Origin of the sequence: Bacillus sp. OK048 (assembly GCF_900103525.1) — a bacterium.
Taxonomy (GTDB): Bacteria; Bacillota; Bacilli; order Bacillales; family Cytobacillaceae; genus Neobacillus.
Genome location: NZ_FNHN01000022.1, coordinates 1 through 18179 on the forward strand (window position 1 = coordinate 1; position 18179 = coordinate 18179).

Here is an 18179-nt window from a genome sequence, read left to right on the forward strand (position 1 = left end):
ATAACACAATAACTAAAACTTTAATTTTAAATTTCTGAATTTAATAACAAAAGAAACAGAACATCAATTGATAATCTTATACAACTCTTCTGCCCGTTAGTTGAATAAAAAAAGGGCTACCTCATCATAACGGGTTCCGTTTCCTATCACAAAACGTTAAATCGCAGGGGAAAATGTAAAGTATAATACATATCAAAATGCACCGCAATTTGGGGTGTTTTTTGTTTTGTTTTCAAAATAAAAAACACAGACCGATATGACAGACAGAGCTATTATCTGTATTTATATATATGCTTGGTCAACTAACTCACACCATTAACTCAATAAAGATTTGCAATTGGATAACCTATTATTTTGTAATTTCATATAATATCGGAAGAAGAGTGTTTTCTCCTTCTATCGAATATAATCCTGCTAAATCTCCATTGAAGCGAATAATGCCGTTTTCTCCCAATGTTAACACAACATACTTAGTATTTGTATGTATGGATACCAAATACAATTCATCTGGATAATCATCAGTCTTTTTTAAAACCATATTTGCTGGTTGTTCTACAATATCTCGTATAATTTCCTTGCTGTCGATTAAAAGGTGATTTTTTGGCTCTGGATTTTCAAAGTTTTTAATGATAATACTTTCGACCGTATCCCCTCCTAAAATTTCACCCATTATGCCTGCATAGGTGGTTTCTTCAGACGAATTAATACTCATATAACTCACCACTGCAACAGCAACCAATAAAACGAGAATAATAGCAATAAACTTTTTATTCATAAAAACACCCTTTCCATTTTTGTTATATTTTAACATAAATCTTATGTGCTTTTTCTGAAAATCGTTGTTTTATTTGGTTCAAGTCCCCTTTATTAAAAATAAGCTCAGGTGAAATACACCGAGCTTATTAATAAAATATAAAAAGGGTGATTTAATGATATCGCCTTGTTGAACTAACGGGCCACTTTAGTTTAAGTCTAATGAATCACAAAGTTGATAAAAGCAAAAATCTCTTTAAGTTGCTTATCTTAAAGAGCCTTATTAAGTGTTCAACTATATTATTTGTCTAAATCAATTTCATATTAATTTACCATAATATAGGTCTTTTTCACCTAAATTACTAGATATAATATATTTTCACGTCCAAATTTATCTAAATATTAGTAATTTTCTCACTCTTTTTATAAACAATTTTAACCTATCATTGAATGTAATTGTGTCTTGGGCACATGCTAGTTTGCTAGATACATAATCTGAACTGCAGCTATCATTGAACGGCAAACAAAAACTTTTAGGAGGATGGTTATGGTAGTTAAAAGAAAAGGATCAAAGGTGTTTGCTTCACTCTTAGCAGTTTCAATCGCATTTGGGTCAGTTGGGTATGCATCAGCAGAAAACACAAACGGAAAATCCTCTTATGCACATGATCAAAAGGTAGTGGCAAGAGTCGATGCAAATAGGGCAATTGAACACGTCCGATATTTATCTGAAGAAATAGGGACACGGCCAGGGGGGCTTGAAGCAGAAAAACGGTCAGCAGATTATATTGCAAAAACCTTAAAGGGATATGGATATGATGTGGAATACCAGTATTTCCCTGTTGCTGATCAGTATATTGCTAATGTTGCCTTCGCTGATGGAAATACATGGGAAATGGCTGCTGCGCCAAATGGAAAATTAAGTACTGAGGCTGTAAAAGGTCAGGTTTTATATGTTGCTGGGGGAACTAACCTAAGCGATTTCCCTTCCGGAACGGCTGGAAAAATTATTGTTATGCCTCGTGCGGATACTACTGCCGGATATCGGACGCAGGTGGACAATGCTGTTAAAGTAGGGGCTAAAGGGGTTATTTTGCAAAGCCTTGTCGGTAGTCGTGGTAACTATGGCCAAACCTTTAATCCAAGTTTAACGACAAATTATGATGTTCCGGTATATGGTTCAGCCTTTATCCAGGGAGAATGGCTAAAGGAGCAGGCAGCAAAAGGACCAGTTGAAATCAGCCTTACAGCAAAACATTATTCCAACCTTCAATCAGTGAACGTAATAGCCACAAAGGCTCCGAAAACTAAGACTACAAAAACAAAACAAGTAATTCTTGGGGCCCATCATGATAGCGTCGTTGGCGCATTTGGTGCAAATGATAATGCCTCTGGTGTAGGATTAATGCTTGAGATTGCTAGGGTTTATAAAGGATACAACACAGAAAAAGAGTTGAAATTTATAGCTTTTGGTTCTGAAGAGCGTGGATTACTTGGATCGCGATATTATGTTGATCAATTGACGCAGGAACAAAGAGATAGCATTGAAGCTGTATTTGTTCCTGATATGGTGGCTACCAATTATGATAAGGCGAAAAACCTTTATGCGATGACACCAAATGGTAGTACCAATTTGGTTACTGACTCAGCCATTTCTGCAGGTGCCCGTTTAGGTAATTCTGATATCCTGCCAGGAACATTTGGCTCAAGTGACCATGTACCTTTCCATAACGCTGGTATACCTGCTGCCTTATTTATTTGGATGGGTATCGACAGTTGGGACCCACTTGTTTACCATATCGAGAAAGTATACCATACTCCACAAGATACCATTGCTGATAATATTTCGGCAGAAAGAATGAAGTCAGCACTAGATATTATCGGTGCTGGACTGTTTTCAACCGTAAGAAAAGATGTACCTGCCCTAAATAAGTAAAAAATAAGAAAAAGCACCGCAGAGTTTTGAACTGTTACCCTTAATATGGACAGTTTAAAAAAAGAACCTAAGCTGCTAACAGATGACCTCGGTATTGAACCCGGGGTCATCTTTTTTAATCCCCACTGGTAACGATGATTATTGTATTCCTCGATATATGAATCCACTAGATTTTAATGAAGAAGATAATCTGTTTTTAAAAAGCAAATTCCTTATACTTGCCAAATACCTATGAATTTGATTGACTTTTAATAAGATCCGTCCTCCGCAAACGGGTCATGTTTATGGAATATTGATGAAAAAATAAATAAGGACGAGGAGGATACAATTATGATAAGTGATTCAGATTTGAAGCACCTTCGACGTTGTGTTGATTTAGCAAAAACTGCACTGGAGAAAGGTGACGAACCATTTGGTTCATTACTTGTCGCAGCCAACGGAGAGGTGCTTGCAGAAGACCATAACCACGTTGCGGGTGGTGACCATACTCAACACCCAGAATTTGCTTTAGCACGATGGGCAGCCAGTAACATGACACCTGAAGAAAGAAGCAATGCGACAGTATATACCTCTGGTGAACATTGCCCTATGTGCGCTGCGGCCCACGGGTGGGTTGGTTTAGGTCGAATCGTTTATGCAAGTTCGTCTGAACAGTTGGTACAATGGTTGAATGAAATAGGGGTTACTCCATCGCGCGTTCGAAATCTTCCCATTCATGATGTTATTCGTGATACCACAATAGATGGTCCTGTTCCTGAACTAGCGGAGCAAGTTCGTCAACTCCATCGTCAGTTTTATGCATTGAGACGTTGAACATCGTTCCTTGATGAACGGCGTAAATCCTTTCTGGAGCAACGCCAATGTTAGCCTAATAAGAAATAATTACTGGTCTTTAATAACTTACGTATTTGATACCCAAAATCATTCCCGTTGCTTATTGATGTTTTGCCTCAACTCACAAAAAAATCATCTCACCTCAAGAAACTCATAGTGGTGAGATGATTTTAATAAAAGATTACAAAATCCCCTTCTTTGATTTGATTCTTTTCAAACCATCCAAGATTGACTTCTAAAGCATATTGGTAAAAAACTCCCGGATCATACGTAGGACATTCATCATCTTTACAAGGCACCATATCTAGTATTTTTAGAATTTTCCCGTCTGAATCAACGAATGCAATCGATAAAGGTATTAAGGTGTTTTTCATCCAAAAACCGCCATATGTTTTTCCTGAATATACAAAAAGCATACCCTGGTCTTCAGGTAATTGTTCAACAAACATTAAGCCCTTTTCTCTTTTTTTAAAAGTATCTGCAACTTGAACGGTTAATTTAATTTTCCTTTTTCCACTAGATACTTTAATTATTTTTGTTTGCAGACTTGTTTCTTTACTTTGACGAAAAAGAAAACCGATTAATTTTTTTCTATTATTGAACATATTTCACTCACCTTGTCTTTTCCCTTAATATAAAAAGGAATGTAAGTTTGAGAGATAAAATAGAAACAAGAAAAAAACTTCATTTCCATTCCAATACTTATCCTTTGGAACGTAAATATTTGCTAAAAAATTATATTTGTAAATGTGTTAATTTTGCTTCGAAATTGGACCTTACTTCCTCTAGGTCTTTAAATTCCCTTTTAGGAAGAATATAGGCACTAACCGAGCTATTGTACAAATAAAGATTGGCCTGATCCTCCTTCATCTTAATGATCCCTGACCACTTCACTTTCGTTTCGCCGGTAGGATTCGTATCAACGACTCCTTCCTCGGTCAAAAGCATCGTATGTTCACCAAGCAATCCTTCATTTTTTCCTTCCCTAATCATCTTCTTAGTTTGACTGATGATACGATTCTGAAAGTACTTTGGATAAAAAATAACCCATAAAATTCCGACAATTAGAAATGGAATGAATACATATAAAAACGGGATATCCGCAAGATTAGAAAATACGTAAGCGACAATTAGATAAATAAAAGGAATGGAGTATCTTTGCATATTCAAGGATTTACTAGCGGAATCTGAGTTTTTGATGTGAAACAAATTAAATTTCACATAATCTTCTTCGGTTAAATTGTATTTGATTTCCATCTATGGCCACTCTCCTAAACTTCTTTCCTTTGTGTAAAGATAAATTCTTGAATTCTATTTGGTTTTAATGCTATTACGGGTTAAGGAGCTCAATTTCATCTCCATTCTTCGTAACGAAGGTTCCAACCATTTTCAACCGTATTATATTGGCGAATGAGTTGACCTTCTAATCTTTTTGCTTCTTCAACGGAAGAACAAACCTTTAACGTTACAGTCAGTTGGTCTCGATTTTGATAAAGTTCCGGCTTACAGTTTCCGGCTCCTCTCCAATGTTCCTGCAATCTTTTACGAAGTCCGCGGGTACTCTGACCATCTCTATTTTCGATAGCTCGACCTACATACATGACTTTCCCATTTAGTTTCATTATGTAAACACCAATCTCATTTGGAGCGTTATTTTTAACAAATTCAAAACTATTAACCTTGTTTACTTGTTTTACAGCAGCTGAAACCAAAGACTTAAAAAGACTCACTACCGCTCCTTCTTTCTAATACTATTTAGGTATTTCTCATCGACTATTTTAACATTATTAGGAAATATATCCAGATAATTATTAAAATACTATACTAAAGGGTTAGGTTATAAGTGGTTAATCTTACTATATGTTTTTTTGCCTTTTTTTAGTGATTTCGTCTTTTCTAAGAATCGTTTTCCTCTTTTAAAGTCCAATAAGAAATTCATATCTCTTGCTGAATTGGTAAATAATATCCACGGTATAACAAAATCGAAAGGGTGACAAGATGGATAAGGAAAAATTAAAACTCACATCCTCCGAAATAGGTAGTTTGTGGGGAGAATATGTAAATGGAACAGCGGTTGATATTGTAAATAGATATATGGTCTCTATTATTGAGGATGAGCAAATTAAAGCTATTTTTGAGGATGCTATCAAGACATTCGAAAAGCAAAAACAACAAATCGTTACTTTTATAAAAAATGAGGGGTATCCAGTTCCAATTGGATTTACTGAATCTGACCTCTTTACAGGTAAACAGAGGTTGTTCACGGATATATTTTGCCTAAATTATTTACATATCATGACATTACATGGTTTGCTAGGCCACTCAACTTCATTGGGCGTTTCTGTAAGAGAGGACTTACGGTATTTTTACGACTCCTGTGATAATGATGGGAAAAGGATGTATCATCAAACAATTGATTTATTGCTCGAGAAAGGAAGTTTTCAGAGAGACCCTTTATTTTATCCAGCTCAAAACCCTGAATATGTTTCTAGCCAAGATTTCACAGATGGATTTTTCGGAAAGGGTAGAACGTTAGCAGCGACAGAAATCATAGGCATTTCTTTCAACCTTAAAAAAAGTATTATGGCAAAAACTCTTTCAATCGCATTCAGTCAAGTCGCACAAACAAAGGAAGTAAGAAAATTTTTTGAGGAAGCCGAAAAAACGGCTGACCAACAAATAAAAGGTTTTTCGAAAATTATGCAAACGGATAATTTACCAGTTCCTAAGTCGTGGGAGACTGAAGTTACAACTTCAACAGACTCTCCTTTTTCTGATAAGTTAATGTTGTATCATACTGGCTTCTTATTCCAAGCTGCACAAGCGTATCACGGAGCAGGCTTAGCATCCGCAATGCGAATAGACCTTGTAGCCACTTACGAAAGCACCATTCTACAAAATCTTATGCTTACTAAAAAGTGGTTTAATATTATGGTGCAAAATAAATGGTTAGAGCAGCCTCCACTAGCTCCCAATAGAAAAGAAATTGCAAAAAAAAATTAATAAGAACTCTATTTCTAGGATATGTATAAGTGAATAGGAGACCATTTGAAAAACTAATGTGGAGCATTGCACTTCAAAAGAGCGACAAAACCTTATATAGCAATAAAAATATCGCAGTGAATTCTAATGTGAATACCACTGCGATATTGTTTGTGAATGGCTTGTTTGCACCTCTGAAGTAAACCCGTTATTAAATTTGTACATGGTTAACATATTCTGATTAAAAATACTTGTTCGTAGCTTAAGAATTTACTAATCTTACTATTGTGATTTAAATTTGATCATACGTTCACTAATAAACCCCACTAACATCCCAACAGCGATTGGTAGTAGAGCAATCTCAGTTTCCGAGAGTGAAATTTTAAATATAAGAAAGTCTATATCGGCTATATAACCTATTATATATAGTAATATCATCGTTCCAAATGAAGCCATTAACGGAATCCAAAAGGACTTTCTCACAACTCCACCTCCCGTTCATAAAATTAATTGCTCCCGAGTATCTATTCCACCACCAGCAAAAACATAATAACCAGAACCATTCTTGTTTCTTTAATTTAGTCCAACCTTTTTCAACTCATTCAAAGAAACCAACCCATTAACGAATATCTCTTCATGATACCTTATTCAACAGTTACCACGGTATTCCCTTCTGATGCTCCACATGCATAAATGCAGTGGGTTCATAACTTCCTAGTCTTCGCCTATTCGTACACACACTTTTCTTCAAGAAGAAAACGGCTTTGGAAACAGGAACTGGAACTAGTTATGTTAGAACATTCGTAGTCAAAGCAACCTTTGTTGCCATTGAAGACTACATCTTTTGTTCTTGCGAACTCGGCTACATCAAACCGCAAAGAATAGATTTTAGGCTGCACATTCTTCAGTCTTTTTTAATTTTAATTTGATACCAGAGTTTAAGATTACTTCATTTTCATTTTCTATCTTGTTAATTTCTTCTTTGTGATATTTTAAAAATTGCTCAAATGTATTTAAACAAGAGATTCTATCTGACTTCAACCCTAACAAATCTGAATTCATTAAAAGAAAAGCGGAATATAAATCACGTTGGACCTTGGTACCGTCATTAAATATATGCCAACGTTCTTTTAATTCTTTCTTTTTGCATTTGTCTGCTTTATGATCATATTGACTTGCTTTAAAAGAGGATGTTTTGACCTTGATGAATGTTCCGCCCAAGGCGATGACTTTTTTTGAAAGAATACTTACGAAGGCTGCGGGGGAACGACGGGATATGGTTTTGCCGAACCGTTTTTTCTTTTTATACTTACCTGTCTTTTCGCTTACTTCTGTTTTTTTAGTACGCTTTTGGAGAGCTTTGAAATTCATTTCTTCGATGTAAAATGTATCACCTAACATAACCATTCGATTGGCTTCGTATTGGTGGCTAAATTTCCGATATAAAGCTAATTTGCGGTACAACTCTTTCAATTGAGCTTTCAGTTTCTTATAGTTCTTGGAGAATTCCCACCGCTTTTTACCTTTTCTAACACGACCTGCTTCATCGAAGTTTAGTGGATTAGTCGCTCTTTTCGAACGGTCTAGTTTTCTATTGTATAACCTGATTTCTCGTTGAACATGATTCACTTTTTTTAAGTTTTCAGCTAAGTTTTTCAATAGGACCCTTGTTGTACCTGATACTGCAATTGATGATGTACCAATGTCGATCCCAACCGGACCTTTCCCAAAAGGATATTTAACTTGTCCTGTTTTCCTGTCTCTTTTTACTGGAGGATAACCCGAACAAACCAGTTGAGCATAGTAGCGAACAATACCTCGGACGATTCGTTTTAAAATACGAACATATTTTACCCGATAGTAGTCCGTAACGTTTTCTCCATCTTTGTTCTTGTATTGAAAGGTATGTTTTGAGTTTAGCAGATGAAAAGCTTCTTTTAGATACATATCCTTTTCTTTTACGTTCAGTGCAAATACCCTATCATTTGAGATTACCTTTCCCTCTTTGAATCTCCAACCTGTATTGTTGTTTTTCCCTTCAAAGGAATCCATTTCCCCACGCTTTACAAATACCACTTTTTTCGCTTTGCCAAACAACTTCTTTTTGATAGTATTCCATGCTCTTGTGGCTGTTTTTTGTGCGATGATTGAATTAGTCTTACCATTAAAGTGATTTCGAACTTCTTTTATGTATTCATGCATCGAATATTCAGTTAATCCAAATTCTTCTCTTAGTTTCTTGAATTCTTCAGAAAGGTTTTTTTGTTCATTTTGATAATATTTCATCTTTTCTTTGTTACTATTTTTAGCTAGATGTGACTTTATGGCTCTTGTAATACGGACTAATTTTTTGTATCGTTTTGTCCTTTTCATTTGTTTTTCTCTCTTCAAATACTCGCCCAACGAAGTATTATAAATCACTCGATTTACTTCCAATTCAGATTCGATCATTAAAAAGTCTCTATTCCTACCTTTTAATTCTACATCAATGATAAATGAAGGAGTTTTTGCTTTCGCCATGTTTCACACCTACTATCATATATTATCGCAAACATGTGTTCGTGTATATTTTAACAAAAAAAACCTAAATGCGCAATAAAAAAATCGGTTCATCCCCATACTTAAAAGCAGGGGCTTTCCCGATTTAGTTTTGGTAATTATCCTGCATTTTTAGTAAAAAAAGCGTTCCAGCTTATTAACAGGAACGCTCTCGTTAGCGAAATTTTGATTGTTTTTGAATTTTTATCATTAGAGAGACTGTTACTCCTTTCGTAATCTCCATAATTTATATTGATATGAAAGGTATGGAAGACCTGGAAAGATAAGAATGATAAGCGAAATCAGCCCCAATACCTGAAAAAAAATCCCGATACTTTCAGATATACCTCCCCCATTACTAAAGACACCAAGCAGCCAAAATACAACGGCAGAAATGAAGAATGGAAGAGCAGCCTTCCCCGTCTGCTTCTTTTCTCGTTCATATTTCTCAACAGTAGTTGGTTTGTCTGTATAGATTGGTTTGGTTCCTGTAGGGGCACTAAATATATGAATTTCATTCCCTGCAGAACATACATGTGACCATCCTGCAGCTTCAAAGAAGGTGAAATACTCATCATCTGCTTCCTTTTGAAAATCCAGTGAATACTCAATATTCTTACTTTCCCCTTTTCTTAGCATGTATCCGAGTCCTGCAAATTTTTCTAAAATCCATCCCTCTTTTGCATATTTGGCAAGCTTTTTCATCTCTTTTTCTTCATAAAAAGCTAAACCACCGCTAGCAATATATTTAACTTTTCTCATAATAACTGCTCCCCTCTTCTTTTAAATACCTCTTCCGCATGGTATACCATTTCCCGTCTCCGCTTGACTTCATTTTTTAAAAGTTCAATGCCTTTTTCTGTTGCAATATAGGTTTTTCTTTTTGGATCGTAATCATCAAATAGTTGAATTAAATCGGCAGCTAACAATTTCTTAATTGTCGTATACATAGAGGCAGGTCCAATTGAAAATCGCTGTTCGGTCATTTCTTCAATGGTTTGCATAATAAGGTACCCATGCTTCGCATCGACTAAAGACAATAAAATATAGTAAGCTGTGTCCGTCAGTTCACCCATTTCTAATGAGACATTTCTCCCCATGATATTCCTCCCTCCTATATCATTAAACGATATATCATTAAATATAATATATCGTTTAATGATATAGAGGTCAATAGAAAGTTATGCATTGTGGAAAAAAATCACCAAATTTACACCCAATTATAGGAAATCTAACTTTTAGCGACCAAGTAACAGGAGAAAATTTTAGTGGAGACATATGGGACGCCCAGAAGATTTTGGTCCTGAATCCAAATCCTCATTTACTTACGGAACGGTTCACCGTAATACTTCAATATTAGTTGTAACCGATACTGCTTATGGGCAGAATAAGGATAATAATCGCTTGTTGGTTCTTACTGTTCTCGGAGATAAAATAAGCGGAGAGTTTCCGGTTAAATGCAGAATAGAGCTCGTTTTTGGGAAAATAAGGGGAGGCTTTCCGGTTATGCAAAGCAACATCACTTATTTTCACGGTTTTCGAGTCAATAGGCGGAATCTCGAGACTGTCGATTAACTCATTTAACCTTTTAGAAAACGAAGATTCCAACTATTTTTTGCTTAAATAGATATAAAAAACTATAAAAAGTAGCTAAAAAAGCAAATATTTGGTCACAATTTCATTAAATTGGGGTTGCTGAATTTCACTTGCCTAATTAATCGACAGTCTCATCTCTCCGTCTATTTAAGCCTTTTTTAAGGATAATTGGTAATTAAGCGGATTTTTTCCGACTATTTATCTGAACAGGTGCTTAACCTGATACCCAAAATTGCCTACGGAATCACCAAAGTTACCTTGTAAGCTGCACATCGCAGGAATTTAGACCCAATTATTTACACTAAGTTTACGAACTTTTAAGAATACTCCAGTCTATATGCACATTTATGTATTGGAGCTTCTCTATATAATTTATATTGAATTGATAAATAAATTTATAAGGAGTTGTTTCCATTGAAAAAAACGTTCGTTCAAGCAGGTAAAAGATTAGCAGCAACTACTATGGCATTATCCGTCTTAACCGCTCCCCTCTCGTATCATACTGTGATGGCTGCCAAGCCCGATCAGACTGGAAAACACGAGGTATCCATGAGGATTCTTGGAACGACAGATCTTCACACCAATATTTATAATTATGATTATTATAAGGATGCTGGGACGCTGGAATTTGGTCTTGCCAAAACAGCTGCCCTGATCAAAGAAGCGAGAGAGGAAGCGAAAAACACTCTCCTCTTTGACAATGGTGACTTGATTCAAGGAAACCCGCTTGGCGATTATAAAGCAAGAGTGGACAAGCTTGAGGAGGGAGAACTTCATCCAGTCTTTCAAGCAATGAAACAATTAGACTATGATGCGGCAACTGTTGGAAACCATGAGTTTAATTATGGACTAGAGTTCCTTGATGAAGTATTGGACGATGCGCCAATGCCTTATGTCAGTGCTAATGTGTTTAAGGATGATCACGATAACGACCCATCCAATGATAAACATTACTTCAAACCTTATACTATATTAAAGAAGAAAGTAGTAGACAACAGAGGGAAAACGCAAGTGATTAAAGTTGGCGTAGTCGGGGCTGTCGCACCGCAAATCACTCAGTGGGATAAAGCCCATCTTGCTGGTAAAGTGACCACGAAAGATATTGTAAAATCAGTCGAAGCACAAATTCCGAAAATGAAAAAAGAAGGCGCTGATCTAATTATTGCCCTGGCCCACACTGGAATTGGCGATGAAAAAGTCAGTGAGATGGAGGAAAATGCCGCCTACGACCTGACAAAGGTAGATGGCATCGATGCCATTATTTCCGGTCATAGTCATTCCACATTCCCAGGAAACTATGGAAATCTCCCGGGAGTAGATACGAAAAAAGGGACGATCAACGGGGTACCTGTTGTAATGGCAGGGAGCTGGGGAAGCCACCTTGGTGTCATTGATTTAAAAATTGCGAAAGAAAAAGGGAAATGGCTGGTTAAAGATTCTGAGTCTGAATTACGAGCTATTTATGATAAAACAACAAAAACAAGCTTGGCGGACCCTGATATCGAAGTATTAGAAGCTGTTAAAGAAGCACACGAAGCAACCATTAAGTATATCCGCCAGCCGGTGGGAACTACGACAGCAGATATTCACAGCTATTTTGCCCTTGCTCAGGATGACCCTTCTATCCAGATTGTGACAAACGCTCAAAAGTGGTATGTGGAGAAAAAAGTGAAAGGTACTGCTGATGAAAACCTGCCAATTCTTTCTGCAGGTGCACCATTTAAAGCAGGCTTCGGAGGCGACTATACGTATATTCCAGCAGGAACGATTGCGATTAAAAATGTGGCAGACCTTTATCTTTATCCAAACACGGTTGCTACGATTAAAGTTACCGGTGCTGATGTAAAGGAATGGCTTGAAATGTCTGCCGGTCAGTTTAATCAAATTGACCCAACTTCAGATAAAGAGCAGCCCTTAATTAATAACAGCTATCCAACCTATAACTATGACGTGATAGATGGGGTAACGTATGAAATTGATGTAACAGTGCCGGCTAAGTATGACAAAAATGGCAATCTGGTTCATGCTGAGGCAAACCGTATTAAAAATTTACAGTACAACGGCCAGCCGATTGATCTTGAACAGGAATTCCTTGTTGCGACAAACAACTACCGTGCAGGCGGCAATTTCCCTGGAGTCAGAAACCAAACAGCAGTCGAAATGTACCCAGATGAAAACCGCCAGGCAATCATTGATTATATTCAGGAACAACAAACCATTGACCCGTCTGCGGATGAAAACTGGACCTTCGCCACTGTTACAAATGAAGTAAAGGTTGTATTTGAATCTTCTCTAGACGCACAAAATGCGATTTCACCTAAAAGTGGGATTAAATTTATCGGCGAAAAAGCAAACGGATCTGGCAAGTATTCTTTGAAACTGCCAGTTGCCGAACCACAGCTGACTTTGAAATAGTCGCGTCAAAATGACGATTGGTAGTTAGTTAGAAGAGTACCTGGTTCAACCGGGTACTCTTTCTTTCATAAGTGAATAAAGTCTGGAAACAGTAGAAACTCATTCAAGTTTCAAATCGAGTTGAAGTAAAAAGTCATTTTATCCACTTTTCTCGTTTCCCTTCGATAGAATAGATACCATTGGAGAAAGACATGTATATTCGCCCATTGTTATAATTGTGTAAATTTATATATATTTTATAATATTGCAATAATTTAACCTTATAATTATAAATGTCAGATTATCTCTAAAATAAACTTAGAGTATTTAAGGAGGATGTTTATATGTTTGCTGGTCACTTTGGAGTTGCTGCTGTAATAAAAAGTAAAACTCCAGAACTACCGCTTTGGTCACTATTAGTCAGCACACAATTGCTTGATATTGCGTTTATTCCATTTAGTTTAGCTGGAATAGAGACAATGGAACCAATTGGTGAAGGTGGCTATGGAAGGATGTTAATTTATGCATTCTACACTCATTCATTCGTTGGGGCACTATTATTAAGCATTCTAGCAGCGTGTCTTGCTGGAGGATTTTGGGGTAAAAAATCAGGAATTATTATAGGCTTAGTTGCTTTTAGCCATTGGATTCTTGATTTAATTGTTCATCGGCCAGATATGCCAATCCTTCCAGGAAATATAGGTAACTTTCCGCTTCTTGGTTTCGGCCTATGGGAATATGTTTCTGTTAGCATCCTTATAGAATTTCTTCTAATTGCAGCTGGGTCCTTTTTTTATTTCAGAAATGCAATCCAGACGTCTAGTCCTAAATTCAAAGGAAAAGGCGTTGCCGCTGGATGCGCAATGATTCTCTTTCTATTTCTTTCTTTAGTGATAGATGCTTTTTTATAAAAGGCGAATATTAATGGTAGCAAAAGCTCAAGTAAAAAAACAGCACCTCTCCTTGAACTACTCACCCCTTATCGACCTTGCGGTCTGATTGAAGGGGGAGATTCCTAAGAACACCAGCGTATCCGCTAGTTATTGATTAGGCGATCCCCGTCGCACCGACGGTTAGAAGTCGTAGTGCTTCATTTTTAAGATTGATTCCCGCGTTAATATCTCTATTGTGATGGGTATGACACTTCGGACATTCCCATTCACGCAATCCAAGATTTTTAACGTCTTTGTTTTGGTAGCCACAACATGAGCAAAGCTGGCTGGATGGAAAATTTTTTGCAACTGTCATAACTTGTTTTCCATACCATTTTGCCTTGTATTCAATCATGGTTTTGAACACTGACCATGATACTTCACCAATGGCTTTGGCAAGGTTGTGGTTTTTTAACATATTTGATACTGACAAATCTTCCATTCCGATTATGTCGTGGTTTTTGACAATATCAGTTGAGATTTTGTGCAAGTAATCATTTCTTGAGTTTGTAATTTTCTCGTGAATGCAGGCAACTTTTCGTTTGGCTTTATACCAGTTTGAGCCGCCAACGGTTCGTCTGCTCATGATACGTTGTAGTTTGGCTAACTTTTCTTCCAATGTACGAAAGAATTTAGGGTTAGAGAAAATTGTACCATCTGAAAGAATAGCAAAATCTTTTAGCCCAACATCTACTCCAATAACAGAATTTGTATTAGGTAATTCTAATACTTCAACTTCTGCACCAATGGAAATGAAGTATTTGCCCGACGGATTGCGTCTAATGGTAGCATTTAGTATCTTGCCTTCAACTTCTCGACTTTTTGCAAAGGGAACAAGACCAAGTTTAGGCAGCTTAATATAATTACCTTCAATAGCAATATTTCCGTTCGTATGCTTTGTCGTGTAGGATTGCACAGGATTCCTCTTCGATTTAAAACGGGGATACTTATTTTGTTTTTTGTAGTATCGTTCGAAAGAATCAGCCAAGTTTTCAACCGATTTCTGCAAAGCAATACTATCCACTTCTTTCAGAAATGAATATTGTTTCTTTAATTCTGGAATTGCTTTTACGGTTTCATATTTGTTCAAGTATTTTCCTTTCCAATTGTTCGCTAGGAGTTGACCGTTTTGCACCATTTCTTCAACGATATACCAATAAGCGTCTTTGACTTTCTGCTTACCTAGAAAGAAATTGAATGTGAACCTCACACAACCAATCGTTTTATTGATGAGTTCGATTTGTTTTTTATTTGGATAGATGCGAAACTTATATGCCTTATTAACGATCATTGTACTCACCCCATTACGCGAATATACGTTCTTATTTTAACATAAGAGGAGGTGTTTTGGCTATCGCCAACCGACATTCATCTCCCCCTTATCGTTGGGCTTCGCCCTGCGCACGATTGAAGAGGGAGTCTTCTGTCGGAAAATGATAAAATCAGAGGGTGCTGTCACTTGTTTTGCAAAAACCTCATTTAGATCTTGAACAAAATAGGCATTTTTTTTGTGAACTTTTACTTCTCTATAATTTGAATAAGGTTGCCGCATGTATCGTCGAAGACAGCTATTGTGACTTCGCCCATTTTTGTCGGCTCCATGGTAAACTTTACGCCGTTTTCCAATAATCGATTGTATTCTTTATGAATATCATCAACGCCAAACATGGTTGCTGGGATACCATCTGCAACGATCTTCTTTTGAAACTCCTTTGCTGCAGGATGTTCATTCGGTTCGAGTAAAAGCTCAGTACCTGCTTGAGCATCGGGTGAGACCAGTGTTATCCACCTAAATTTTCCCATGGGAATGTCATGCTTTTTTACAAATCCAAGCTTCTCTGTATAAAATTCTAGTGCCTTGTCTTGGTCTTCTACGAATAAACTAGTAACAATAATTTTCATAATTTTTGCCTCCATTGATTTTATTCAAGCATGTTTATGTACTAAAAATTGGCTGATAGCAGAAAAAAATTCTACATTAGAAAGCGCCATTCTCATTAGGAGAATTCTCTGGTATCTGCTGACCCACATCCCACAATTCGACGATGAGGTCGTTATGAAAGCGGAAAATATGAACCAATGCTATTCCAAGATCATCTTTATTTTGCACTACATGGGAGTGAACCGCAACCATATCACCCTCTCCGATGACCTGTTTAATATCAAGGACTTTGTGAGGATTCTGGTTGGCGTCCTCTTCCATGGCGAGCATAAGTGATTCGGGATCTCCACGAAAAAAGGGATTATGATGGCGGAAATCCGGACTCGTAAACCTTTGGTATGCTTCGCGTACATCCCCCGCTGCAACCATTTTCAAAAACGAAACAGCCTTCTCTTTTATAGAATTTATCATTTCAAAACCATCCTATCAAATATTTTCAAACAAAAGCAAAGAAATGGGAATTTGAATCTGTTGACGTCAGTATTTCTAGCTATCCGCCAGTATTTCTGCCTATCCGCCAGTATTTCTGCCTATCCGCCAGTATTTCTCGCTATCCGCCAGTATTTCTCGCTATCCGCCAGTATTTCTCGCTATCCGCCAGTATTTCTCGCTATCCGCCAGTATTTCTTGCCATCCGCCAGTATTTCTAGCCATCCGCCAGTATTTCTGCCTATCCGCCAGTATTTCTGCCTATCCGCCAGTATTTCTCGCCATCCGCCAGTATTTCTCGCCATCCGCCAGTATTTCTGCCTATCCGCCAGTATTTTTCGCCATCCACCAGTATTTCCGCTATCCGCAACTAATTCCCTCTATCCGCAACTAATTCCTGCTATCCGCAACTTAGATGACGTGATTTGACTTCTCTTTATTCCCCATCTCGATATTGAGAAGGAGTCATGCCTGTTTCTTTTTTAAATACTCTAGCAAAGTAGGAAGGATCATCATAGCCTATTGTCCAAGCGATTTCCTCAACGGATAGATTCTCTGTTTTTAATAGGTGTTTTGCTTGATTTATTCGTAACATTTGTTGATAAGTGGTTAGGGTCATTTTTGTCTCTTCTTTAAATTTTCGGGATAGATGGCTGGAATTGGTGGACAGTTTTGCCGCCAAATCTTCTTTATTGATTTTTTTATTATAAAAACTGAGAATATATTCAATCACCCTTTGGGTCATGCTTGTGTATTTACTTAACGAGTTGGATATAACAACATCGCAATATTCTTCAATCATGCGATCTTCTATTTGATGTAGTGTTTCCACCTGATTAGCATTTTCAATTTCATAGGCAAATTTTTCTGAAATCCGATGAATCATGATGGCAGGTACATGACTGTTTCTTGCTGACGTCCGCAGTAGAGTATTTAGTATAATGGCAACATTTTTAAGTCTGCGTAACGGCTGATTTGGGAAACGTTCCGAAAAGGAAAACAACATATTTTTAGAATTAATGAGTTGTAGAGCTGTATTTTTATCTCCAAGTTCAACGGAGTGCATAAAATCTTTTTCAGTTTTATATCTCAATTTAACTAATTCTGCTACATTATCCAAGTTCAGATGGTCTTCCCGCTTATGAACAGGGCGGCTGCTTATATCAGAAACAATGACAATCGGGGAAATTTCCTGCTCGATCATGTTTGTAAACTGCTGAAGGACACTTCCATAACTGCTTGCCTTTTCTACTGTTAGGACATAGATTTTATCGACTAACAGCTTTAAATCTTCACTCTGCGTACTCGAGAGACGATAGTCCTTTGATATTCTGTATAGATCTGGTGTCTTATCAAAATAAGGACCGATGATAATCGTGTAGGCTTCCTCCTTTTTGCTGAAGGAATATCCAAAATAGTGTAAGTCCCAATCATTTATATAGGAATATAGTTGTCCTCTTTGTTTCATATTATCATACAAAGATAAAACATCTCTCTCCCCTGAACCTAGCATGAATGCTGGGATAGAAATCATTTCATTAAGGTAAACAAGCTCCCGATTTTGATCGAATACATACGTATTTAAGTTGGTAATAAATTGGATTTTCATAGCGGTTGAGATGATTTTTGATTGTTCCAGGTTGAATCCCTCCAATAGACCTATCCAAACATTAATTTATACTTAATCCTGATATTATCAAATAAATCCTAATACGAATGAATTGATTTCATTATACTAGTATTAAATTAGCGCTTCCAATAATAAAAATATTTAAGGCAGAAAATGAAAGCGATAAAAATAGTATTGGTTTGTAAATGAGAGATAATAATTTAAGAAATAAAG

19 protein-coding genes and 1 pseudogene are annotated in these 18179 nt (G+C 36.8%); 7 read left to right on the forward strand and 13 right to left on the reverse strand.

Annotation, left to right across the window (positions count from 1 at the left end; translation table 11 throughout):
- Nucleotides 1–349: 349 nt before the first annotated feature.
- Nucleotides 350–775 (reverse strand): hypothetical protein, encoded by a 426-nt coding sequence (locus BLR86_RS24290; protein ID WP_090768012.1) that lies wholly within the window; start codon nt 773–775, stop codon nt 350–352.
- Between the two features lie 525 nt (nt 776–1300).
- On the opposite strand from BLR86_RS24290, the gene BLR86_RS24295 reads away from it, so the two are divergent.
- Nucleotides 1301–2689, forward strand: coding sequence for a M28 family peptidase (locus BLR86_RS24295; protein ID WP_090768015.1), 1389 nt, complete (start codon nt 1301–1303; stop codon nt 2687–2689).
- Nucleotides 2690–2796: 107 nt separating this feature from the next.
- On the opposite strand, the pseudogene BLR86_RS26995 reads toward BLR86_RS24295, so the two are convergent.
- A pseudogene (locus tag BLR86_RS26995) lies at nt 2797–2856 on the reverse strand (hypothetical protein); the annotation flags it as partial.
- A gap of 163 nt (nt 2857–3019) precedes the next feature.
- On the opposite strand from BLR86_RS26995, the gene BLR86_RS24300 reads away from it, so the two are divergent.
- A complete protein-coding gene (locus BLR86_RS24300; protein WP_090768018.1) occupies nt 3020–3502 on the forward strand; it encodes a nucleoside deaminase in 483 nt (160 codons plus the stop codon).
- A gap of 191 nt (nt 3503–3693) precedes the next feature.
- On the opposite strand, the gene BLR86_RS24305 is transcribed toward BLR86_RS24300, so the two are convergent.
- The 3 genes from BLR86_RS24305 to BLR86_RS24315 form a co-directional block, all read right to left on the reverse strand.
- The gene (locus tag BLR86_RS24305) at nt 3694–4128 is read right to left on the reverse strand and encodes a DUF192 domain-containing protein (protein ID WP_090768021.1); all 435 of its coding nucleotides are present in this window, start codon (nt 4126–4128) and stop codon (nt 3694–3696) included.
- A 130-nt stretch (nt 4129–4258) separates the two neighbouring features.
- Nucleotides 4259–4780, reverse strand: a complete 522-nt coding sequence (locus BLR86_RS24310) for a YcxB family protein (RefSeq protein WP_090768024.1) — start codon at nt 4778–4780, stop codon at nt 4259–4261.
- A 95-nt stretch (nt 4781–4875) separates the two neighbouring features.
- Entirely contained in the window at nt 4876–5253 is a 378-nt protein-coding gene (locus tag BLR86_RS24315) for a GIY-YIG nuclease family protein (protein ID WP_090768027.1), read from the reverse strand.
- A 268-nt stretch (nt 5254–5521) separates the two neighbouring features.
- Here BLR86_RS24315 and BLR86_RS24320 point away from each other — a divergent pair, with 268 nt between their 5' ends.
- Entirely contained in the window at nt 5522–6526 is a 1005-nt protein-coding gene (locus tag BLR86_RS24320) for a DUF3231 family protein (RefSeq protein WP_090768030.1), read from the forward strand.
- Nucleotides 6527–6787: 261 nt separating this feature from the next.
- On the opposite strand, the gene BLR86_RS24325 is transcribed toward BLR86_RS24320, so the two are convergent.
- From BLR86_RS24325 to BLR86_RS24340, 4 genes are all read right to left on the reverse strand, one after another.
- Nucleotides 6788–6988, reverse strand: coding sequence for an ATPase (locus BLR86_RS24325; RefSeq protein WP_090768032.1), 201 nt, complete (start codon nt 6986–6988; stop codon nt 6788–6790).
- A 405-nt stretch (nt 6989–7393) separates the two neighbouring features.
- The gene (locus BLR86_RS24330) at nt 7394–9025 is read right to left on the reverse strand and encodes a hypothetical protein (protein ID WP_090768035.1); all 1632 of its coding nucleotides are present in this window, start codon (nt 9023–9025) and stop codon (nt 7394–7396) included.
- 240 nt (nt 9026–9265) lie between these two features.
- Nucleotides 9266–9805 (reverse strand): DUF2812 domain-containing protein, encoded by a 540-nt coding sequence (locus BLR86_RS24335; protein WP_090768038.1) that lies wholly within the window; start codon nt 9803–9805, stop codon nt 9266–9268.
- Entirely contained in the window at nt 9802–10143 is a 342-nt protein-coding gene (locus BLR86_RS24340) for a PadR family transcriptional regulator (RefSeq protein WP_090768040.1), read from the reverse strand. The genes BLR86_RS24335 and BLR86_RS24340 overlap by 4 nt, the downstream gene beginning before the upstream one ends.
- Before the next feature lie 178 nt (nt 10144–10321).
- On the opposite strand from BLR86_RS24340, the gene BLR86_RS24345 reads away from it, so the two are divergent.
- The 3 genes from BLR86_RS24345 to BLR86_RS24355 all read left to right on the forward strand — a co-directional run bounded on the left by BLR86_RS24345 (nt 10322) and on the right by BLR86_RS24355 (nt 13944).
- Nucleotides 10322–10618 carry a hypothetical protein gene (locus BLR86_RS24345; protein WP_090768043.1) on the forward strand — a complete coding sequence of 99 codons (297 nt, stop codon included), beginning with the start codon at nt 10322–10324 and terminating at the stop codon, nt 10616–10618.
- 483 nt (nt 10619–11101) lie between these two features.
- Nucleotides 11102–13054 carry a bifunctional 2',3'-cyclic-nucleotide 2'-phosphodiesterase/3'-nucleotidase gene (locus BLR86_RS24350; RefSeq protein WP_090768093.1) on the forward strand — a complete coding sequence of 651 codons (1953 nt, stop codon included), beginning with the start codon at nt 11102–11104 and terminating at the stop codon, nt 13052–13054.
- A gap of 323 nt (nt 13055–13377) precedes the next feature.
- A complete protein-coding gene (locus BLR86_RS24355) occupies nt 13378–13944 on the forward strand; it encodes a permease (RefSeq protein ID WP_090768046.1) in 567 nt (188 codons plus the stop codon).
- 136 nt (nt 13945–14080) lie between these two features.
- Here the strand turns inward: BLR86_RS24355 and tnpB are convergent, their stop codons facing one another.
- The 3 genes from tnpB to BLR86_RS24370 form a co-directional block, all read right to left on the reverse strand.
- Nucleotides 14081–15256 carry an IS200/IS605 family element RNA-guided endonuclease TnpB gene (tnpB, locus tag BLR86_RS24360; RefSeq protein ID WP_090768049.1) on the reverse strand — a complete coding sequence of 392 codons (1176 nt, stop codon included), beginning with the start codon at nt 15254–15256 and terminating at the stop codon, nt 14081–14083.
- A 227-nt stretch (nt 15257–15483) separates the two neighbouring features.
- Nucleotides 15484–15867 carry a VOC family protein gene (locus BLR86_RS24365; RefSeq protein WP_090768052.1) on the reverse strand — a complete coding sequence of 128 codons (384 nt, stop codon included), beginning with the start codon at nt 15865–15867 and terminating at the stop codon, nt 15484–15486.
- A gap of 76 nt (nt 15868–15943) precedes the next feature.
- Entirely contained in the window at nt 15944–16318 is a 375-nt protein-coding gene (locus BLR86_RS24370) for a nuclear transport factor 2 family protein (protein WP_090768055.1), read from the reverse strand.
- Nucleotides 16319–16378: 60 nt separating this feature from the next.
- Here BLR86_RS24370 and BLR86_RS25830 point away from each other — a divergent pair, with 60 nt between their 5' ends.
- Nucleotides 16379–16765 (forward strand): hypothetical protein, encoded by a 387-nt coding sequence (locus BLR86_RS25830; protein ID WP_175493039.1) that lies wholly within the window; start codon nt 16379–16381, stop codon nt 16763–16765.
- 7 nt (nt 16766–16772) lie between these two features.
- Here BLR86_RS25830 and BLR86_RS24375 read toward each other — a convergent pair whose 3' ends face one another.
- A complete protein-coding gene (locus BLR86_RS24375) occupies nt 16773–17945 on the reverse strand; it encodes a helix-turn-helix domain-containing protein (RefSeq protein WP_139185727.1) in 1173 nt (390 codons plus the stop codon).
- Nucleotides 17946–18179 lie beyond the last annotated feature (234 nt).

Bases quoted from the DNA above. Each gene is read 5' to 3' on its own strand.
- BLR86_RS24290 (WP_090768012.1), bottom strand. From the start codon at position 775: ATGAATAAAAAGTTTATTGCTATTATTCTCGTTTTATTGGTTGCTGTT.
- BLR86_RS24295 (WP_090768015.1), top strand. From the start codon at position 1,301: ATGGTAGTTAAAAGAAAAGGATCAAAGGTGTTTGCTTCACTCTTAGCA.
- BLR86_RS24300 (WP_090768018.1), top strand. From the start codon at position 3,020: ATGATAAGTGATTCAGATTTGAAGCACCTTCGACGTTGTGTTGATTTA.
- BLR86_RS24305 (WP_090768021.1), bottom strand. From the start codon at position 4,128: ATGTTCAATAATAGAAAAAAATTAATCGGTTTTCTTTTTCGTCAAAGT.
- BLR86_RS24310 (WP_090768024.1), bottom strand. From the start codon at position 4,780: ATGGAAATCAAATACAATTTAACCGAAGAAGATTATGTGAAATTTAAT.
- BLR86_RS24320 (WP_090768030.1), top strand. From the start codon at position 5,522: ATGGATAAGGAAAAATTAAAACTCACATCCTCCGAAATAGGTAGTTTG.
- BLR86_RS24330 (WP_090768035.1), bottom strand. From the start codon at position 9,025: ATGGCGAAAGCAAAAACTCCTTCATTTATCATTGATGTAGAATTAAAA.
- BLR86_RS24335 (WP_090768038.1), bottom strand. From the start codon at position 9,805: ATGAGAAAAGTTAAATATATTGCTAGCGGTGGTTTAGCTTTTTATGAA.
- BLR86_RS24340 (WP_090768040.1), bottom strand. From the start codon at position 10,143: ATGGGGAGAAATGTCTCATTAGAAATGGGTGAACTGACGGACACAGCT.
- BLR86_RS24345 (WP_090768043.1), top strand. From the start codon at position 10,322: ATGGGACGCCCAGAAGATTTTGGTCCTGAATCCAAATCCTCATTTACT.
- BLR86_RS24350 (WP_090768093.1), top strand. From the start codon at position 11,102: ATGGCATTATCCGTCTTAACCGCTCCCCTCTCGTATCATACTGTGATG.
- BLR86_RS24355 (WP_090768046.1), top strand. From the start codon at position 13,378: ATGTTTGCTGGTCACTTTGGAGTTGCTGCTGTAATAAAAAGTAAAACT.
- tnpB (WP_090768049.1), bottom strand. From the start codon at position 15,256: ATGATCGTTAATAAGGCATATAAGTTTCGCATCTATCCAAATAAAAAA.
- BLR86_RS24365 (WP_090768052.1), bottom strand. From the start codon at position 15,867: ATGAAAATTATTGTTACTAGTTTATTCGTAGAAGACCAAGACAAGGCA.
- BLR86_RS24370 (WP_090768055.1), bottom strand. From the start codon at position 16,318: ATGATAAATTCTATAAAAGAGAAGGCTGTTTCGTTTTTGAAAATGGTT.
- BLR86_RS24375 (WP_139185727.1), bottom strand. From the start codon at position 17,945: ATGAAAATCCAATTTATTACCAACTTAAATACGTATGTATTCGATCAA.